This is a genomic window from Anaerocolumna sp. AGMB13025 (assembly GCF_029689925.1).
In the GTDB taxonomy this organism is placed as follows: Bacteria; Bacillota; Clostridia; order Lachnospirales; family Lachnospiraceae; genus Anaerocolumna.
Genome location: NZ_CP121445.1, coordinates 5,497,569 through 5,512,879, shown reverse-complemented (window position 1 = coordinate 5,512,879; position 15,311 = coordinate 5,497,569). Strand labels below are relative to the sequence as shown.

The 15,311-nt window shown below is 36.2% G+C and carries 22 protein-coding genes, 2 tRNA genes and 1 other annotated feature; of the genes, 19 read left to right on the top strand and 5 right to left on the bottom strand.

Features of this window, described 5'->3' with window-relative positions; all coding sequences use genetic code 11:
- Positions 1-105: 105 nt before the first annotated feature.
- The 8 genes from QA584_RS22925 to rlmB all read left to right on the top strand — a co-directional run bounded on the left by QA584_RS22925 (position 106) and on the right by rlmB (position 6,474).
- Positions 106-178 (top strand) — tRNA-Val (locus QA584_RS22925).
- A 45-nt stretch (positions 179-223) separates the two neighbouring features.
- Positions 224-297 (top strand) — tRNA-Met (locus tag QA584_RS22920).
- A gap of 287 nt (positions 298-584) precedes the next feature.
- Entirely contained in the window at positions 585-1,142 is a 558-nt protein-coding gene (ispF, locus tag QA584_RS22915) for a 2-C-methyl-D-erythritol 2,4-cyclodiphosphate synthase (RefSeq protein ID WP_278271424.1), read from the top strand.
- A 20-nt stretch (positions 1,143-1,162) separates the two neighbouring features.
- Positions 1,163-2,341: a GNAT family N-acetyltransferase gene (locus QA584_RS22910; protein WP_278271423.1), complete on the top strand. Its 1,179-nt coding sequence runs from the start codon at positions 1,163-1,165 to the stop codon at positions 2,339-2,341.
- A gap of 209 nt (positions 2,342-2,550) precedes the next feature.
- Positions 2,551-2,785: a binding site (T-box leader), on the top strand.
- A 297-nt stretch (positions 2,786-3,082) separates the two neighbouring features.
- Positions 3,083-3,748: a serine O-acetyltransferase EpsC gene (epsC, locus tag QA584_RS22905; RefSeq protein WP_278271422.1), complete on the top strand. Its 666-nt coding sequence runs from the start codon at positions 3,083-3,085 to the stop codon at positions 3,746-3,748.
- A gap of 137 nt (positions 3,749-3,885) precedes the next feature.
- The gene (gene cysS / locus QA584_RS22900) at positions 3,886-5,283 is read left to right on the top strand and encodes a cysteine--tRNA ligase (protein ID WP_278271421.1); all 1,398 of its coding nucleotides are present in this window, start codon (positions 3,886-3,888) and stop codon (positions 5,281-5,283) included.
- Positions 5,268-5,717: a Mini-ribonuclease 3 gene (locus QA584_RS22895; protein ID WP_278271420.1), complete on the top strand. Its 450-nt coding sequence runs from the start codon at positions 5,268-5,270 to the stop codon at positions 5,715-5,717. Before cysS ends, QA584_RS22895 begins: the two co-directional genes overlap by 16 nt.
- 16 nt (positions 5,718-5,733) lie before the next feature.
- Positions 5,734-6,474, top strand: coding sequence for a 23S rRNA (guanosine(2251)-2'-O)-methyltransferase RlmB (rlmB, locus tag QA584_RS22890; protein ID WP_278271419.1), 741 nt, complete (start codon positions 5,734-5,736; stop codon positions 6,472-6,474).
- 361 nt (positions 6,475-6,835) lie between these two features.
- Here rlmB and QA584_RS22885 read toward each other — a convergent pair whose 3' ends face one another.
- Entirely contained in the window at positions 6,836-7,636 is an 801-nt protein-coding gene (locus QA584_RS22885) for an EcsC family protein (RefSeq protein WP_278271418.1), read from the bottom strand.
- 524 nt (positions 7,637-8,160) lie between these two features.
- Between QA584_RS22885 and QA584_RS22880 the strand changes: the two genes are divergently transcribed.
- Both QA584_RS22880 and QA584_RS22875 read left to right on the top strand, forming a co-directional pair.
- Complete coding sequence (locus QA584_RS22880; RefSeq protein ID WP_278271417.1) at positions 8,161-8,517, top strand: hypothetical protein; 357 nt, start codon at positions 8,161-8,163, stop codon at positions 8,515-8,517.
- A 446-nt stretch (positions 8,518-8,963) separates the two neighbouring features.
- Positions 8,964-9,173, top strand: a complete 210-nt coding sequence (locus QA584_RS22875) for a cold-shock protein (protein WP_278271416.1) — start codon at positions 8,964-8,966, stop codon at positions 9,171-9,173.
- Positions 9,174-9,927: 754 nt separating this feature from the next.
- On the opposite strand, the gene QA584_RS22870 is transcribed toward QA584_RS22875, so the two are convergent.
- The 3 genes from QA584_RS22870 to QA584_RS22860 form a co-directional block, all read right to left on the bottom strand.
- The gene (locus tag QA584_RS22870; protein WP_278271415.1) at positions 9,928-10,974 is read right to left on the bottom strand and encodes a tyrosine-type recombinase/integrase; all 1,047 of its coding nucleotides are present in this window, start codon (positions 10,972-10,974) and stop codon (positions 9,928-9,930) included.
- A gap of 216 nt (positions 10,975-11,190) precedes the next feature.
- Positions 11,191-11,658: a hypothetical protein gene (locus QA584_RS22865; RefSeq protein WP_334306035.1), complete on the bottom strand. Its 468-nt coding sequence runs from the start codon at positions 11,656-11,658 to the stop codon at positions 11,191-11,193.
- A 2-nt stretch (positions 11,659-11,660) separates the two neighbouring features.
- Entirely contained in the window at positions 11,661-12,125 is a 465-nt protein-coding gene (locus QA584_RS22860; RefSeq protein ID WP_278271413.1) for a helix-turn-helix domain-containing protein, read from the bottom strand.
- Positions 12,126-12,289: 164 nt separating this feature from the next.
- Between QA584_RS22860 and QA584_RS22855 the strand changes: the two genes are divergently transcribed.
- Genes QA584_RS22855 through QA584_RS22840 form a run of 4 tightly spaced genes read left to right on the top strand, consistent with a single transcriptional unit; the run spans position 12,290 to position 13,072 of the window.
- Positions 12,290-12,511 carry a helix-turn-helix domain-containing protein gene (locus QA584_RS22855; protein ID WP_278271412.1) on the top strand — a complete coding sequence of 74 codons (222 nt, stop codon included), beginning with the start codon at positions 12,290-12,292 and terminating at the stop codon, positions 12,509-12,511.
- Positions 12,512-12,524: 13 nt separating this feature from the next.
- On the top strand, positions 12,525-12,737 hold the full coding sequence (locus QA584_RS22850) for a helix-turn-helix domain-containing protein (RefSeq protein ID WP_278271411.1): 213 nt from the start codon (positions 12,525-12,527) through the stop codon (positions 12,735-12,737).
- Positions 12,721-12,921: a hypothetical protein gene (locus QA584_RS22845; RefSeq protein ID WP_278271410.1), complete on the top strand. Its 201-nt coding sequence runs from the start codon at positions 12,721-12,723 to the stop codon at positions 12,919-12,921. Before QA584_RS22850 ends, QA584_RS22845 begins: the two co-directional genes overlap by 17 nt.
- A complete protein-coding gene (locus QA584_RS22840; RefSeq protein ID WP_278271409.1) occupies positions 12,896-13,072 on the top strand; it encodes a hypothetical protein in 177 nt (58 codons plus the stop codon). The genes QA584_RS22845 and QA584_RS22840 overlap by 26 nt, the downstream gene beginning before the upstream one ends.
- Here QA584_RS22840 and QA584_RS22835 read toward each other — a convergent pair.
- A complete protein-coding gene (locus tag QA584_RS22835) occupies positions 13,069-13,383 on the bottom strand; it encodes a hypothetical protein (RefSeq protein ID WP_278271408.1) in 315 nt (104 codons plus the stop codon). The two genes, QA584_RS22840 and QA584_RS22835, sit on opposite strands and share 4 nt — an antisense overlap.
- Positions 13,384-13,475: 92 nt before the next feature.
- Here QA584_RS22835 and QA584_RS22830 point away from each other — a divergent pair, with 92 nt between their 5' ends.
- The 5 genes from QA584_RS22830 (at position 13,476) to QA584_RS22810 (ending at position 15,303) form a co-directional block, all read left to right on the top strand.
- On the top strand, positions 13,476-13,598 hold the full coding sequence (locus QA584_RS22830) for a hypothetical protein (RefSeq protein ID WP_278271407.1): 123 nt from the start codon (positions 13,476-13,478) through the stop codon (positions 13,596-13,598).
- A 41-nt stretch (positions 13,599-13,639) separates the two neighbouring features.
- Positions 13,640-14,182, top strand: coding sequence for a hypothetical protein (locus QA584_RS22825; protein WP_278271406.1), 543 nt, complete (start codon positions 13,640-13,642; stop codon positions 14,180-14,182).
- 1 nt (position 14,183) lies between these two features.
- On the top strand, positions 14,184-14,537 hold the full coding sequence (locus QA584_RS22820) for a sporulation initiation factor Spo0A C-terminal domain-containing protein (RefSeq protein ID WP_278271405.1): 354 nt from the start codon (positions 14,184-14,186) through the stop codon (positions 14,535-14,537).
- Complete coding sequence (locus QA584_RS22815; RefSeq protein WP_278271404.1) at positions 14,530-14,736, top strand: hypothetical protein; 207 nt, start codon at positions 14,530-14,532, stop codon at positions 14,734-14,736. The genes QA584_RS22820 and QA584_RS22815 overlap by 8 nt, the downstream gene beginning before the upstream one ends.
- Positions 14,737-14,802: 66 nt before the next feature.
- Positions 14,803-15,303: a siphovirus Gp157 family protein gene (locus QA584_RS22810; protein ID WP_278271403.1), complete on the top strand. Its 501-nt coding sequence runs from the start codon at positions 14,803-14,805 to the stop codon at positions 15,301-15,303.
- The last annotated feature ends 8 nt before the right edge of the window (positions 15,304-15,311 follow it).

Below are 15,311 nucleotides of genomic sequence, written 5' to 3'. Positions count from 1 at the left end.
TTAGGAATTATCATAAAATTTTTGGGATTAACATAAAAAGTACTTGACAAAGATGGGCTTCGTAAATATAATAATAAAGTACCTGTTGAAAAGCAGGACAAACATGGGATCTTAGCTCAGCTGGGAGAGCATCTGCCTTACAAGCAGAGGGTCATAGGTTCGAGCCCTATAGGTCCCATTTTTACGGCAAAAATAGATAGCCTTTTGGCTGTTTATCATATATGGCGAAGTAGCTCAGTTGGCTAGAGCATGCGGTTCATACCCGCAGTGTCGGCGGTTCAAATCCGTCCTTCGCTATTCAAAAGAGATTGTCTTTTGACAATCTCTTTTGCTTTATACTTAAGATTAATAATTTCCAGTATAAAAAGTACCTTGACTGGCTTAAAAACCTATCTTAAAGGGTAGTCTATTGAAAAAAATTATTAATAATTAAGTAGATTATAATAGGTTATTTAGTATATAATAGGCTTAACCCATTACAATGGTTTGCCATTTAATGAGTTTTATCTGATAATAATAATTAAGAACTATCAAGGTTTAAAGGAGTGGTAGTTCTAAAATCTTTCGCAAGATAGGAGCAGAAGATGAGAATAGGATCTGGATATGATGTGCACCGCCTGGTAGAAGGTCGTGCTTTAATAGTAGGCGGGGTGACAATCCCGTATGATAAAGGGTTATTAGGGCACTCCGATGCGGATGTGCTTCTCCATGCAATAATGGATGGACTGTTAGGTGCAGCGGGACTGGGCGATATTGGAAAGCATTTTCCGGATACGGAGGAAGCTTATAAAGGTATTTCAAGTATTGAACTACTAAAGAAGGTCAGAGCATTAATTGAGGATAAACTATATGTAATTGAGAATATAGATGCCACCATTATAGCCCAAAAACCAAAGATGGCACCACACATACCCTTCATGGTGAAAAATATAGCCAGCGCTTTGTGTATTGAGGAAGATCAGGTTAATATCAAAGCCACGACAGAAGAGGGTCTGGGATTTACCGGAGAGGGTTTGGGTATATCCTCAAATGCGGTGTGCTTACTGACTTCTGTAACGAATTACCGATATGATAACGGAATAGAAGAAAATGGACAAAGCTGCGGAGGTTGTTCAGGCTGCACCGGATGCCCTAAAATCTAAAGCTTTAGAATGGAGGCAGTATGGAATATAAATTATATAATACCATTGATGAGATACAGTCTGCCGGAAAAAGTGACAGTGAAGCAAGGGAAGATATTTATGAATTGTGGCAGGAATGCTTTGGGGATACAGATTCCTACACAGACTTTTATTTTGAATGGAAAGTAAAAGACAACCGGATTTTAACCATTTACAAACAGAACCAGCTAAGTGCAATGCTGCATTTAAATCCGTATTCCGTAATGATTCGGGGAAAGAAGCAAACCCTTAATTATATAGTCGGAGTTGCCACCAGATTAGAAGACAGACATCAGGGCCTGATGAAGCAGCTTTTAGAGACAGCCTTAAAGCAGATGTATGAAGAACATATGCCTTTCACTTATCTTATGCCTGCTGCCGAGGCAATATACGTACCCTTTGGGTTTCGTATCGTATATGAGCAGGAACTCTGGAAGCAGAAGATAATGGCAGCTGGTAGGAATAGTAAGGAAACTGACTTTTACAAGGACAGACCAGAGCAGCTAAATCTAATAACCGTGGCAGCAGCCGATGAAGAGGCAATAGAAGAATTAACTGACTTTACTAATAGGTATTTACAGGAATATTATGATATCTATACCCTGCGTTCGCCTTATTATTATAAACGCTTAATCCATGAAATGGAAAGCGGTATGGGAGGAGTTCTGCTTTGCACACTGGGAGATAAAACGATGGGCTATGCCGCTTATATGACAGATGGCGGGCTTGGGATTGCAGAATGCCTCTGCAGGGCAGATGCAAAAGAAGCATTTATGAAGGCTGTAGCAGAGCAAATCCTGGACAGTAATGTAATACATGCCACCGAACAGCAGCATTCCATTCCTTCCATCATGGCAAGAATTGTTAATCTGAATGAGTTTTTAAAAGACCTGACTGCACGGGAGGATGTTACTTTAAGGATAAAAGCAGAGGATTCTATTGTAAAGCAAAATAACGGAACCTACCGGCTCACATTTACCAAAACTGGCTGTGTGGCAGAAAAGACACAGGAGGAACCGGAACTTGCAGCAGATATATCTGATTTAACCAGATTGTTTTTTGGCAGGCTGACTCATGAGGAAATTACAAAACTGATCTGTAATGGCAAGAAAGAGGATATCTTGCAGAAAATCAGCAAACTTAACTGTTATAGCAAATTATTTATAAATGATGTGGTGTAAAAGTTACAGGGTCATAGTTGTGGGATGATTATACTGAAAACTTCATTTTTAACATCAAGGAGATTTCATAGTTGCAGGCATCATCATAGCTTAAGATATTTAAAGAATAATTTTGATCAATTAAAACAGAAATTTTACATCAGTTAGTACAGGAATATTGACATTTTCGCGTTTGTTGCATAGAATAGATATAGTATTATACCAATAAGTAAAAAGCGTTGAACAAAAAAGTAGTTAATAGGAAGGCAGCAGAGATAGAATGTCACCGGCTGAAAGCATTCTTTGCCAGATTATGAACGAAGTGCATTTGGGAGCTGATTAGGTGAGGTCTTTGACTTAGCTTGATCCGGTAGCAGCCGTTATGTGTCATAAAAAGGTAGCTGGTATTCCTGACGGGAATACGTTACAAAATAGAGTGGAACCACGGAAAACTTCGTCTCTTACTATGAGAGACGAAGTTTTTTTGTGCTTTTATAGGATGCATGTAACATAAGAAATTTGCTGTAACTTAAGAAGTTAGCTTTTAATTTTATAAAATTATGTAACTTCTAAGATAAATTACCATATAGATGATAAATCTCTGTTTCGATATTCAAGCAATAAAATGCAAAACAGGAGACATACTTTAAGAGTAAAGAAAATGTACTTATTATACAGTTAAATAAACATCTTTTCTTATGTTACGATAAGAGATTAGTATTATGCTTTAATGTTTGACTATAATTCTAGGAGGTAGAATATATGGGCTTTATCGGATATATTAAAGAAGAAATGCGAATTATAAAGGAAAGAGATCCGGCAATAAAAACACCTTTTGAAGTATTTCTATATCCAAGCTTTCATGCTATAATCAGATATAGAATTGCACATAAATTATATGTAGGAAAACATTATTTCCTTGCCCGGTGGTATTCCCAGCGAACCGCAAGAAAAACCGGAATAGAAATCCATCCGGGAGCAACGATTGGTAAAGGGCTGTTTATTGACCATGGTCATGGAGTAGTAATCGGAGAAACAGCAATAGTCGGGGATAATGTAACCTTATATCAGGGTGTTACCCTGGGTGGTACCGGCAAGGAAACCGGTAAAAGACATCCAACCATAGGAAATAACGTAATGATCAGTGCAGGTGCTAAAATCCTAGGTTCCTTTACGGTAGGCGAAAATTCCAAAATTGGTGCCGGTTCAGTGGTTTTATCAGAAATACCGCCGAATTCTACGGTAGTAGGTGTACCGGGGCGGGTTGTTAAGCGGGATAATGTGAAGATACCAAGGGAAGATATGGATCAGGTACATCTTCCAGATCCGGTTTATAATGATTTAATTGAGCTCCAGAAAGAAAACGATAGGCTAAAAGATGAATTACAGGAGCTTAGTAGCAGGCTTAATCATCTGGAAATTCATTAACAGTCCATTAAGTTAAAAAATAAAATAGTTAGCAGATAGGAGTTTAGGTTGAAAAATAAATTTTTCAACCGCAAGTTTGTGCTTGCGCACCACAAACTTGGTATGTGCAAGGAGCGTGCGCAAGAATAGAGGTTAAAATGAAACTATACAATACTTTAACGAAGAAAAAGGAAGAATTTATTCCCATAGAGGAGGGTAAGGTCCGCATGTATGTGTGCGGACCTACGGTATATAATTATATTCACATCGGGAATGCAAGACCTGTAATTGTATTTGATACCGTCAGAAGATATCTGGAATATAAAGGATATGAAGTGAATTTTGTATCGAATTTTACAGATGTTGATGACAAAATTATTAAGAAGGCCATTGAAGAAGGTGTAACCGCTACCACAATTTCGGAACGATACATTGAGGAATGCCATAAGGATATGGAGGGACTTAATATAAAACCGGCAACCACCAATCCAAAAGCAACAGAGGAAATCGACGGCATGATTGAAATGATTTCAACCCTAATTAAGAAGGGTCATGCCTATGAGAAAAACGGTACGGTTTATTTCAGAACGAGAAGCTTTAAAGACTATGGTAAACTATCCAAAAAGAATATCGATGATCTGGAGGCGGGAATTCGTATTGCTGTTGTCGATGAAAAGGAAGATCCCATGGATTTTGTTCTCTGGAAACCCAAAAAGGAAGGAGAACCTTACTGGACGTCTCCCTGGAGTGACGGAAGACCCGGCTGGCATATTGAATGCTCGGTTATGAGTAAAAAATACCTGGGTGAACAGATTGATATCCATGCAGGCGGAGAAGATCTAGTATTCCCCCACCATGAAAATGAAATAGCCCAGAGTGAAGCCTGCAACGGTAAAGAATTTGCTAAATACTGGATGCATAATGCGTTTTTAAATATCGACAATAAAAAGATGTCCAAATCAGATGGTAACTTCTTTACGGTAAGGGAAATCAGCGAAGAATATCCTCTTCAGGTCCTGCGTTTCTTTATGCTAAGTGCCCATTACAGAAGTCCTCTTAATTTTAGCAGGGATTTAATGGAGGCTTCCCAAAACGGCTTGGAACGTATCCTTACGGCGGTTTACAATCTGGAACATCTTTTGGATTCGGCAGCTTCCAAAGAACTAAGCGAAGCTGAGAAAAATCTGATTGGTGAAATTGAGAGTTTAAATGCAAAGTTTGATGCTGCCATGGAGGATGATTTTAATACGGCAGATGCCATTGCTGCTATCTTTGAAATTGTAAAAGCCGCCAACTCTAACCTGACTTCTGATAATTCCAAAGAAGTGATTCAGACCCTGCTGGATAAAGTCCTTAAGTTAACCGATATATTAGGAATTCAGGCAAAGAAGGAAGAAGAACTGTTAGCAGAAGAAGTTGAACAGCTGATAGAGGATAGGCAGAATGCAAGAAAGAGCAAAGACTTTGCCAAAGCAGATGAAATTAGAAATCTTCTATTAGAAAAGGGAATTATATTGGAAGACACGAGAGAAGGTGTTCGATGGAAAAGAGCATAGAAGAAAATGCAGAGTTAAATCTGATCCAATACATTAAAACAAAACTGCATCTCCCGGATACGGATTTAAAGACCTATTCCCCCCTTACCCTGGCATTTATCGGTGACGTGGTTTATGACCTGATTATACGTACCCTGGTAGTAGAAAAAGGAAATGCACCTGTTAATAAACTGCACAGACAGGTCAGCAGTTTAGTTAAAGCTCCTGCACAAATGGAGCTGTTCCACAAAATAGAGGACAAGCTGACAGAGGAAGAACTAGCTATTTATAAAAGGGGACGTAATGCCAAGTCCTTTACCTCTGCTAAAAATGCAAGTATAACAGAATACCGGTCGGCAACCGGTTTTGAAGCTTTAATCGGGTATCTGTACCTGAATAATGAATTTGCAAGAATTCTTAACATTATAAAAGCAGGATTAAATATAGAGGACTAATGGAGGTTAATTAGAAATGAGATATGAAGAATTTACAATTGAAGGCCGTAATGCGGTACTGGAGGCCTTCCGTTCGGGTAAGACCATTGACAGGCTCTTTATACTGGATGGCTGCCAGGATGGGCCCATTAAGTCCATTATTAGAGAAGCTAAAAAAGGCGATACCATCTTAACTTTTGTGAAAAAAGAAAGACTGGATCAGCTATCTGAAGCCGGCAAGCATCAAGGGGTTATTGCTTATGCTGCTGCATATGAATATGCGGAAGTGGAAGATATGTTAAAAGCCGCCGAGGAAAAGGGAGAACCACCGTTCCTTATTTTACTGGACAGTATCGAAGATCCACATAATCTGGGCGCTATTATCAGAACTGCCAACCAGGCCGGTGCACACGGTGTTATTATTCCCAAAAGGCGTGCGGTAGGTTTAACAGCCACCGTAGCTAAAACATCTGCGGGAGCAATTAACTATACTCCTGTAGCTAAAGTCACTAATTTAGCTGCTACCATTGAAGAACTAAAAGAAAAAGGACTTTGGTTTGTCTGTGCAGACATGGACGGAGAAGTTATGTACAGACAGAATCTGAAGGGACCCATCGGACTGGTAATTGGAAGTGAAGGAGAAGGGGTTGGAAGGCTGATTAAAGAGAAGTGCGATTATATAGCTAAAATTCCCATGTTTGGCAATATAGATTCTCTCAATGCCTCTGTGGCTATGGGCGTATTAGCGTATGAAATAGTTAGACAAAGAATGAATTAAGACTTATACAAAGCTGCCAGATTAATAGAACGGTTCTATACACCGCTATTGACCTGGCAGTTTATTAGATTGAGAAACTTTAAAGTTAACAGCATATAACTATTAGTTATACAATTGACGATCATCTATTAACGCCAAATAATTTTACACCCATATTCAGTATTTAAACTAGCTGCTTAACAAAATTCATGCTTTATCGCTGAATTTCTTTCAGAGATATTTCATGCTTTATCGCTGAATTTCTTTCAGAGATATTTCATGCTTTATCGCTGAATTTCTTTCAGAGATATTTCATGCTTTATCGCTGAATCTCTTTCAGAGATATTTCATGCTTTATCACTGAATTTCTTTCATAGATATCTCATGCTTTATCACTGAATTTCTTTAAAAGATACCTTTTCTTATATTTGAGCTTACTATAACGTCCCACTTTTTGAATTACATTGAAATTAACAACACTTCCTACAGCGCCTACCAGCGGAATGCCCTGAATAAATTTAGCGGTTAGCAGGGCATCAGAGAGAACCTTTGAAGTCTGTTTCATTTCTTCGTCTAAATTGATGTTAGAACAAATCTGATGGTCGATTTTTTCAGATAAGGCATCGAGTACAGAGTTCACTTCTTTTTGCTTTTCTTCCTTTGTTAAAGCCCCCTGTATCAACCGCAGGATATAGGCCTTTTCTTCTATTGTATTGTAGTCAAAACCGTAGCTTAAAGCAACTTCGTTAATTGTCTTTAAAATAAGAGAAATAAAGATAGGTATATCCGGAAGCCCAATACCAAGTATACCCAGTACGCCGCCCTCCACCACAGAAAAAGAAGTATTGAGTGCAGTGGAAATGTTGGATGGCTTATCTAACCTTTTAATAGATTTGGTGTTAAATTTTTTCTCAACAGCATAGTCATTTATTTCGAAATCAAATTGTCTGTCTTCTTTATTATAAGTTTTCTCAATGTATTTATTTCCCTTTTCGAAAAATAACCGAAAGCTTTTCTCAAAAGCAGCCTCCAGACCAGAACTTAATTTCTCCGGTATCTTTTCTTGTACTTTATCCATTAAGGGTGTGATTTTATTTTTCACGAGAGGATTCACTCTGGTATTTAAAAAAGCTTCTTCTTTTTGATTAATTTTCCTGATTTGTTTTGTAAAAGCGCGATCCATATCGAAGTCCTTTCCCAATCAGATGATGTATATTACTGAGATTGAAGATAAATTATTCTTTATGTTATTATATACCGAAGATAACTTTTTGTATAACAGATAATAATTATTTAACGTTATTTTTATATTACTGTATGGAAGTGCAGGTATGAGGCAATTCTAAGGCTTTCTGTGATGTTACATCAGCAAAATACACATCGTGAATTCGTTTGTGAGCACTGGAAGTATTCTGATATAATGGTACTATTTTCATTAAATTGACAATTCCTTAACGATAATTTAAAATAATAAAGTAAAAGGAGTATTGAAGTGTGGAAAAAGGATATTCATCCTTTTATTCACACAATCCTGTAAGCTGGTTTTGTGGTATACAATGCGGTATGCAGAGCGGTATGCAATGCGGTATGCAATGCAGTATGCAAAGGCAATTTGCGATGCGGTTTGCATAGGCATTAGCAAAACAGGAGTAGTTTTTTTCAATAGCTGATTAGTAGGTGTGCATAGGCGCACAGATTGGAGTTATAATGTTAAAAGACAATACCGGCAAAATAATAAGAATAACGGCTTTGATACTATTTATTATATGTTTCTTGATCGGTATTACCGCATTAATTGGATATACCATCATTTATCTCAAAAATTATGAAATGATACCTTTTTCCTCTTATTATGGCGGTTCAGGTGGCGATGACCTGCTTTTGACAGCCGGAAACCGAGCTTATTATGCCAGGACTAACATGTTGATATCAATACTCTTTCTGATCGGAAGTTATATCGTATCGCTGATCATGTACGGGTTTGGTAAACTTGTAGAAAACAGTGAGCGGTCTTTGGAAATATTAATGGAAATAAAGGAATGTAATAGCAATAATAAAGAATAGAAATGACAAAGATAATTAAAGCCCCGTGTAGCATGGTGGGCTCACGGGGCTGATAAGGGATGTTATACTGGGGAATATAACAAGTAACATAGTAACAGATTGTGTCAAGTGAGACAATGAAAATAATTACCATATCTGGATATAAATGTAATGATATAAATATATAAATTTGGGTAGGCTGTTGTAAAAGTTAAGTTAATGGGCTAGAATGAAGAAGCCATATAGAAGAATTATGTCCAGGCTAATTCAATATATAAACTTTCCAACAACTTTTTCAAACTGTAAAATTTTAGTTGACATAAATTATAAGGTGTGCTATCATCTAAAAGTAATCAAAAATTATCAGAGTTGGCCTATTATACAAGTCGTTCTTTTAACTGATTTGTGTTTGCGCCAGCTTTTTTTATATGAATTTTGATACAAATATTATAATGGAGGTATCGTAAATGAATAACGGTACAGTAAAATGGTTTAATGCTCAAAAAGGTTATGGTTTTATAACCAATGAAAATGGTGGAGAAGATGTATTTGTACATTATTCTGCAATTTCTTCTAATGGATTCAAAAGCCTCGAAGAAGGTCAATCAGTAACTTTTGATATCCAAAAAGATTCAAGAAGCGGTAAGATAAGTGCAGCCAACGTTTGCATAGCATAAACCAAAAATAAAACAGATTATTTAGATGTACGCTAGTTTTTATCCATATAAAATTTGTATCTATAATAGTAAGTTTTACAGGACCGAATGTTCGGTCCTGATTTTTTTTATTAGAAATATATTTCTTTTATTGCTTACAAATTAGTAACATTAACTTAGTACGCAAAAAAGCCACGGTGGATTTTTTGGTGTTGTTTTTATTGCTTAAAAATTATATGTATATTACGATTTAAAGATTTTTTGATAATTCCTCTGAATTAATAATGAAATCTTAAAAGCTACATTTTCATATTAATAAATATAGTATGGGATATTTATACCATTAAGTAAATATATGTTCTACATAATTATAATTTAACCTACTAGTAACTAACATATTTTTTCTTGGGTATGGATTCAGGCATGATTCTTTTTCACAAGTAAGTTATGTCCAGAATTCCAAAAGGCTGACGCTGAGTCACCAGCAGGGAAAATTTGGTCTCCCCCAATAATCCCCAAACATACAAAAACCACTCATTTCTGAGTGGCCAAATTTTTATTAAAATCGCTCTAATCCTTGTTTCACTAGAGTTAAAAAGAAGCTCCCGACGAGACTTGAACTCGAGACCTTTACCTTACCAAGCGTAATAAGGTATAAACCAGCCCATGACAACAGGTGTCAAACCCTGATAAACACTGCGTTTGTAAATTTAATACATAAGCCAAAATCGGGTATTTTTATATAATTTGATTGAACCATTGATTGAACCGCTTTTTAACCAATCTTATTATTATACCGTTTTATCGCATTTTTATACATTTCTTTATCAACGTGTGAATAATTATCCAGAGTCGTTTTGACGGTGGTATGTCTAAGAATTTCTGCGACTACTTTAGGATTTTCTCCATCACGCATCATATTGGTTCCAAGACTATGACGTGCGTCATATAACCTTATTTCAGGAAGTCCATGCTTACTTACAATCTTATCGAAACGTTGATGCAGGTAGTTAACAGTCATAGGTCGGAAATCTGGCATTAAGCAGTTTATGAAGTTATCCTCCGGGAGATCTACCAAGTCGTTATTCATATACTGCCTATAAAGAGCTGTTTGGGCTATCCTTAACTTTTTGAGATGAATTTCCAGATCAGTATCAATATAAACTTCGCTGTGTGCTTTCTCATTCTTTAAATCAGTGGTCTCTCTTTCTGAATCAATACCTACGGTAGGAATAAAATAATCACCATACCAATCACACCAACGAAGACCACATACTTCCCCTGGTCGCATACCTGTAACAAAAAGGATCCATAGAGCAGTATAACAACTGGATTCTTTAACGTCTGCCAGTATTAAAAATTCATTTATCTGTTTCTGAGTCCATGTTTTTTTCTTTTTCCTTTTGATTGCCGGCTTTCTGATTCCAATACATGGATTAGAACGGATATATTTCATTTCAATAGCAAAATCCATGATAAGCTTTAATGCTCCCATTATCTTGCTGATTGTTTCGGGAGCATAGTCAAGAGTCAACATAAATTCAGTTATATCCATTGGTTCAATATCACTGATTAGTTTATGTTCGAAGTTTTTCTTAAGATAAATATTGTATGTATTTTTATTTTGTCGGTAGGTAGCTCTGGCAACTGTTTTTTCCCGTACTCCTAGCCACTTTTCAGCTATGTATCCAAGACTTTTTTTATCTGCGACTTTATGGCCATTTTGTATAACAGATTTCTTAAGCTCCAGTTCAGCAAGTTGTGCGTCTGCTTTTTCAGTGTAACCGTCAGACCATTCATACTGACGCTCACCTTTTTTCATTCCCAGGTATACCGCTGCATACCATTTACCTTTTTTCTTGTGTAAACTCATATTAATACCATTCCTTTCTAAAATTGAGCATAAAAAATACACCTATTGCGGTGCAGAGATTAAAATGATATAATATGACTGTCAATTGGTATTATATCGTTGCGCTGCATCGAATAGTATCTATAAAAGCCGTTCCTGTGTTACTAGCACTGGGGCGGTTTTTATTTATAGCAATTTCATTACACCTAAATTGGGCTCAAAATAAATTATGTAATTATCTAATCTAGTGAATTCTCCATATTTACCTTTATAATATTTTAGAGTTTCCAATAAAAATTCTTCTGTTACATCTAAATGCTCAGCCATATCATAAAGGCATCTGCAATTGGCTTCGTAAGCATCTATGATACCTAATAGTCCGACTTGTTTGTTATATGCGATAATCCTAGCTTTAAGTTCTTGTTTCCTATTAATAGCATTTTTTTGATCCAGGATATTACCTACAGTAGTATAGTGATGTCCTAGTTCTTCAGCAAGGATACAAGCCTTTTCTTTAAGTGTTGGTATGTCTTTTTTTATTGCAATTCTATTCCCTTTCAATCTGCCTTTGTTTCCAGACAAATGAACTTCTTTAACAACTAAATCTAAACTATATGCCTCATCAAGTAATCCCTCGTAGTTCAAGTAGTGCACCCCTATTTCCAAAAATCATCATTATCCATGATATCCTCATCGAGCAGCTTATCTGCTTCTGATGTACCTTTGATCTCATGGGCAGCATTAGGAAGAAGATGAGTTTTTTTACACCTGTTATATTCCATTTCAAGAATAGTATCTACAGTATGCTTACCTTTTTCATCGAGACTTTCATATTTATGTAATATCATCTGTAGCTTCAAATCAATCTTGGATTGAGAAGGGTTTACTATCTCAGTTAAATTACTTCGGTTATTAACACTAGAATCTTTTGATAAAAGATAATTAGGCTCAATGTTTAGCACTCCACAAATTAGTTCAATCATATCAGGATCAGGTTTATTTTGGTCATTTTCCCAATTACTAATCGAGTTATGTTTAGCACCTAGTTGTTCTGCTAATTGTTTCTGTGTTAAGTTTTTAGCCTTTCTGGCATCCCTTAATTTTTGCCCAAATGTATTCATCCCTCATTTGCTCCTTTTGCTTTGTATTTCCAATTATATAATATAATTTCGAATTTGTAAATATAAAATTTCGATAATATTGAAAAAATATATTGACAATTCGAAATAATCGAAATATAATTAATATAAACTTCGATATATTCGAAATTAAGGAGGCGCTTATCATGTGTGTGGGACAAAAGATTAAAAAGTATATCAACGATAATGGAATTTCACAGACACATATCAGTAATAAAACAATGATTCCCTTACCCAAACTTAATCTGGCTCTTAATGGAAACAGAAAACTGACTTTTGAAGAATATGAACTGATATGTGGTGTATTGAATGTTAATACAGATAAGTTTTTAGAGCCCAAAATACCAGAAGAACAACAGTCAGGATAGGAGGTGATTCATTATGGAATTTGCATATTATACTATGAGCCAGGCAAGCCAGATGCTTCAGATATCTGAACGTACCATACAAAGAAGAATTAAAGATGGATTAATTCCCAAAGCAAATTTTTGTGGGAAAGTATTAATCCCAGCCTGGTTCTTTAGACAGGGATATGAAAAAGATTCAATACATCCGGTTATAAAGGAAGGAGAAGCCTATGAAGCAAAAGTATAAGTCCCGTCTGCAGCTCTTCGTGGCTGTAACATTCCTACTGGCTCTGCTGTACGTTTATGGCATAGCCGGTACCCTGGAATGTGACAGGATAACGGTAAGACAAGCCCTGATTAGCGGGGCGGTATTACATATAAATACTTGGGAAAGGAGGATGAAAGGTGAAAAAGCCTGTTTTAAATATTGAATCAGACGGTAAATGGAGCAAGATAACCCTGTTTGGAAAAGACATTTCGGAATATACAGAACATGCAGAATTGAAAATCGAACCTGGTAATGTAACCCTGTCTCTTAAATTATCTGGATTAGACAGAGTCACCCCAGGGATAGAAGATTAAGTAAATTTTGAAATAACGTCCAATACATCAAGTAAACCATTTTTAAAACGATTTTCCATATAAATGATCATGGAATCGGTAATCATGAAGTTACCGGCGATATCTAACCTAATGTACTGAGATTTATGTAGCTCAATTAGTGTTTCGCTAATATCATCATCTGTCCAATCACCGATGTGTTTATCGTTTTTATAAAATGATTCATAAAATTTTTTGGAATCAAATTTGCTTTTACCAGCTTTTCTGCTTTCTAAATATTGTTTATAAATGCAGCAAAGTAATTTATCAGCATCTTTAGTTAATTCAGCCATCGTATTTTCTCCTTTCGTAAGTATTGCAGCCTGGCAGCTGATAAGGAGATTATAACACTAAATTACAAAATATACCATAAGGAGGAATCACATTGAAGATCCCAGGTAAACAAAAGGGACAGATAACCGTACAAGCCGGTAACATGGCAAAGTATATGTATGGTAATAAAAAAGCGTCCAAAAGGCGGCAACCTAAAGGACGCGGTAAAAAATAATTTCACAGCCTTATTATAAGGCAGAATCAGGAGGATTACAAGTGGCAAATAAAATTCAAATCAAAAAGTTTCTTGAAAAGAAACAACAGGATGCAAAAATAAAGCTTAATGAAATGGAATCCCAAGAAGTCAATGAAGCTGTTATTTCATTTATAAGCACTCATGAAAGTGATATTAAAAAAATTAAAATCCTTCTCGGATCCCTAGATAGAGTTTTTGATGGATTTATATCAATGGTTAATAAATATGAAACGGCAGTATATAAATCTGAGTACAGCAACGCTCCGGGGAACAGAATAGACGGATTAATTCGCTTTTTCAACGGTAGCAACATAAAAGAATATTTTGCAATTACAGAAGTAAAGAAAATTGAAGTGAAATATAAAAAATTGCGCGAAGAATCTTATGCTACATACGACAACTTAATTGCCTTATGTCAGGCGAATAATGCTGCTGACAGCGTTAAGATTCTTGAAAACCTTGGATTTGATATATCCGAAATCGAAGTTAAGAAAGAAGAGTGTACGGCCCTGGTAACCAATATTGATGTTAGTAAGCTCTTTATTGTGAAGGAGGACAAATAGTATGCAAGATAAGAAAATTGTTGAGATATTAATGTCGTTAAAATTGCCCATGAGTAATTTGGGGTTTAAGTACATAGTAACTGCGGTAAAGATGGTTATCGCTGATGAAAGTAAACTCAGAAAAATTACCGGTCCTGACGGGATGTATGGCGTTATTGCTAAGGAATATAATTCCACTCCAAGCCGCGTAGAAAGAGCAATTCGTCATGAAATAGAGATTGCTTTCAGTATGGCGGACAAGGAAGTATTAAAGAAGTATTTCGGGCATCCAGACGGCAAGGAAACCAATAAGAACTTTATTGCTGTACTGGCTTATCAGATTATTTCGCAGGAGGTAGCAGAAAATAATGGGTGATAAAATACATATCCCTGCCAGGAACCGGAAGAACACAGAGAAGTCAGAAATAATTCGTATATCTGCTGATGCTTATAATCAGCTAGTTGAAATTTATAATGAGTCTACATTGTCTCTTTCTCAGGTTGCTTCCCTGCTTATTATAGAGGGAGCCGGTCGGGTTGTTTATGACAAAGATTCTGAGGAGGATGATAGTTAATGGAATATGTCCCAGATAATTATGATCAGTTCCTGAAACATGAAAGGGAAGAACAGGAGGAAGATTTTGAGCAGCCTATATCAGATAACAGAGAACTATGATGCAGTTCTAAATATGCTCTACGATGAAGAAATTGATGAGCAGACTATATTAGATACCTTGGAATCAATCGAAGGGGAATTTGAGGACAAAGCGGACGGATATGCCAAGTTATACAAAACCCTTAAATATGACGCTGAAATTATTAAATCGGAGATAGAACGGCTCCGAGCAAGGTTAAATACTTTTGAAAACAGATCACAAGCCCTTAAAGACACTCTGGAAGCCAATATGAAGCAGATTGGGAAAACTAAGTTTAAGACTACTTTGTTTAGTTTCAATATTCAAAAAAACGGTGGTTTGCAGCCTTTAAGGTTTGATGTATTAGATGTAAACAAAATACCTAAAAATTATCTTATTCCCCAGGATCCTATTCCGAACAATGAAAAGATAAGATCCTTACTTGAAACCAAGCAAGTGCCCTGGGCGCACCTGGAGCCACGAGGCGAAAGCCTTCGTATTCGATAGGAGGTACA

Excerpts from the sequence above, each read along its gene's own strand:
- ispF (WP_278271424.1), top strand. The coding sequence starts at position 585 with ATGAGAATAGGATCTGGATATGATGTGCACCGCCTGGTAGAAGGTCGT.
- QA584_RS22910 (WP_278271423.1), top strand. The coding sequence starts at position 1,163 with ATGGAATATAAATTATATAATACCATTGATGAGATACAGTCTGCCGGA.
- epsC (WP_278271422.1), top strand. The coding sequence starts at position 3,083 with ATGGGCTTTATCGGATATATTAAAGAAGAAATGCGAATTATAAAGGAA.
- cysS (WP_278271421.1), top strand. The coding sequence starts at position 3,886 with ATGAAACTATACAATACTTTAACGAAGAAAAAGGAAGAATTTATTCCC.
- QA584_RS22895 (WP_278271420.1), top strand. The coding sequence starts at position 5,268 with ATGGAAAAGAGCATAGAAGAAAATGCAGAGTTAAATCTGATCCAATAC.
- rlmB (WP_278271419.1), top strand. The coding sequence starts at position 5,734 with ATGAGATATGAAGAATTTACAATTGAAGGCCGTAATGCGGTACTGGAG.
- QA584_RS22885 (WP_278271418.1), bottom strand. The coding sequence starts at position 7,636 with ATGGATCGCGCTTTTACAAAACAAATCAGGAAAATTAATCAAAAAGAA.
- QA584_RS22880 (WP_278271417.1), top strand. The coding sequence starts at position 8,161 with ATGTTAAAAGACAATACCGGCAAAATAATAAGAATAACGGCTTTGATA.
- QA584_RS22875 (WP_278271416.1), top strand. The coding sequence starts at position 8,964 with ATGAATAACGGTACAGTAAAATGGTTTAATGCTCAAAAAGGTTATGGT.
- QA584_RS22870 (WP_278271415.1), bottom strand. The coding sequence starts at position 10,974 with ATGAAAAAAGGTGAGCGTCAGTATGAATGGTCTGACGGTTACACTGAA.
- QA584_RS22860 (WP_278271413.1), bottom strand. The coding sequence starts at position 12,125 with ATGAATACATTTGGGCAAAAATTAAGGGATGCCAGAAAGGCTAAAAAC.
- QA584_RS22855 (WP_278271412.1), top strand. The coding sequence starts at position 12,290 with ATGTGTGTGGGACAAAAGATTAAAAAGTATATCAACGATAATGGAATT.
- QA584_RS22850 (WP_278271411.1), top strand. The coding sequence starts at position 12,525 with ATGGAATTTGCATATTATACTATGAGCCAGGCAAGCCAGATGCTTCAG.
- QA584_RS22845 (WP_278271410.1), top strand. The coding sequence starts at position 12,721 with ATGAAGCAAAAGTATAAGTCCCGTCTGCAGCTCTTCGTGGCTGTAACA.
- QA584_RS22835 (WP_278271408.1), bottom strand. The coding sequence starts at position 13,383 with ATGGCTGAATTAACTAAAGATGCTGATAAATTACTTTGCTGCATTTAT.
- QA584_RS22820 (WP_278271405.1), top strand. The coding sequence starts at position 14,184 with ATGCAAGATAAGAAAATTGTTGAGATATTAATGTCGTTAAAATTGCCC.
- QA584_RS22815 (WP_278271404.1), top strand. The coding sequence starts at position 14,530 with ATGGGTGATAAAATACATATCCCTGCCAGGAACCGGAAGAACACAGAG.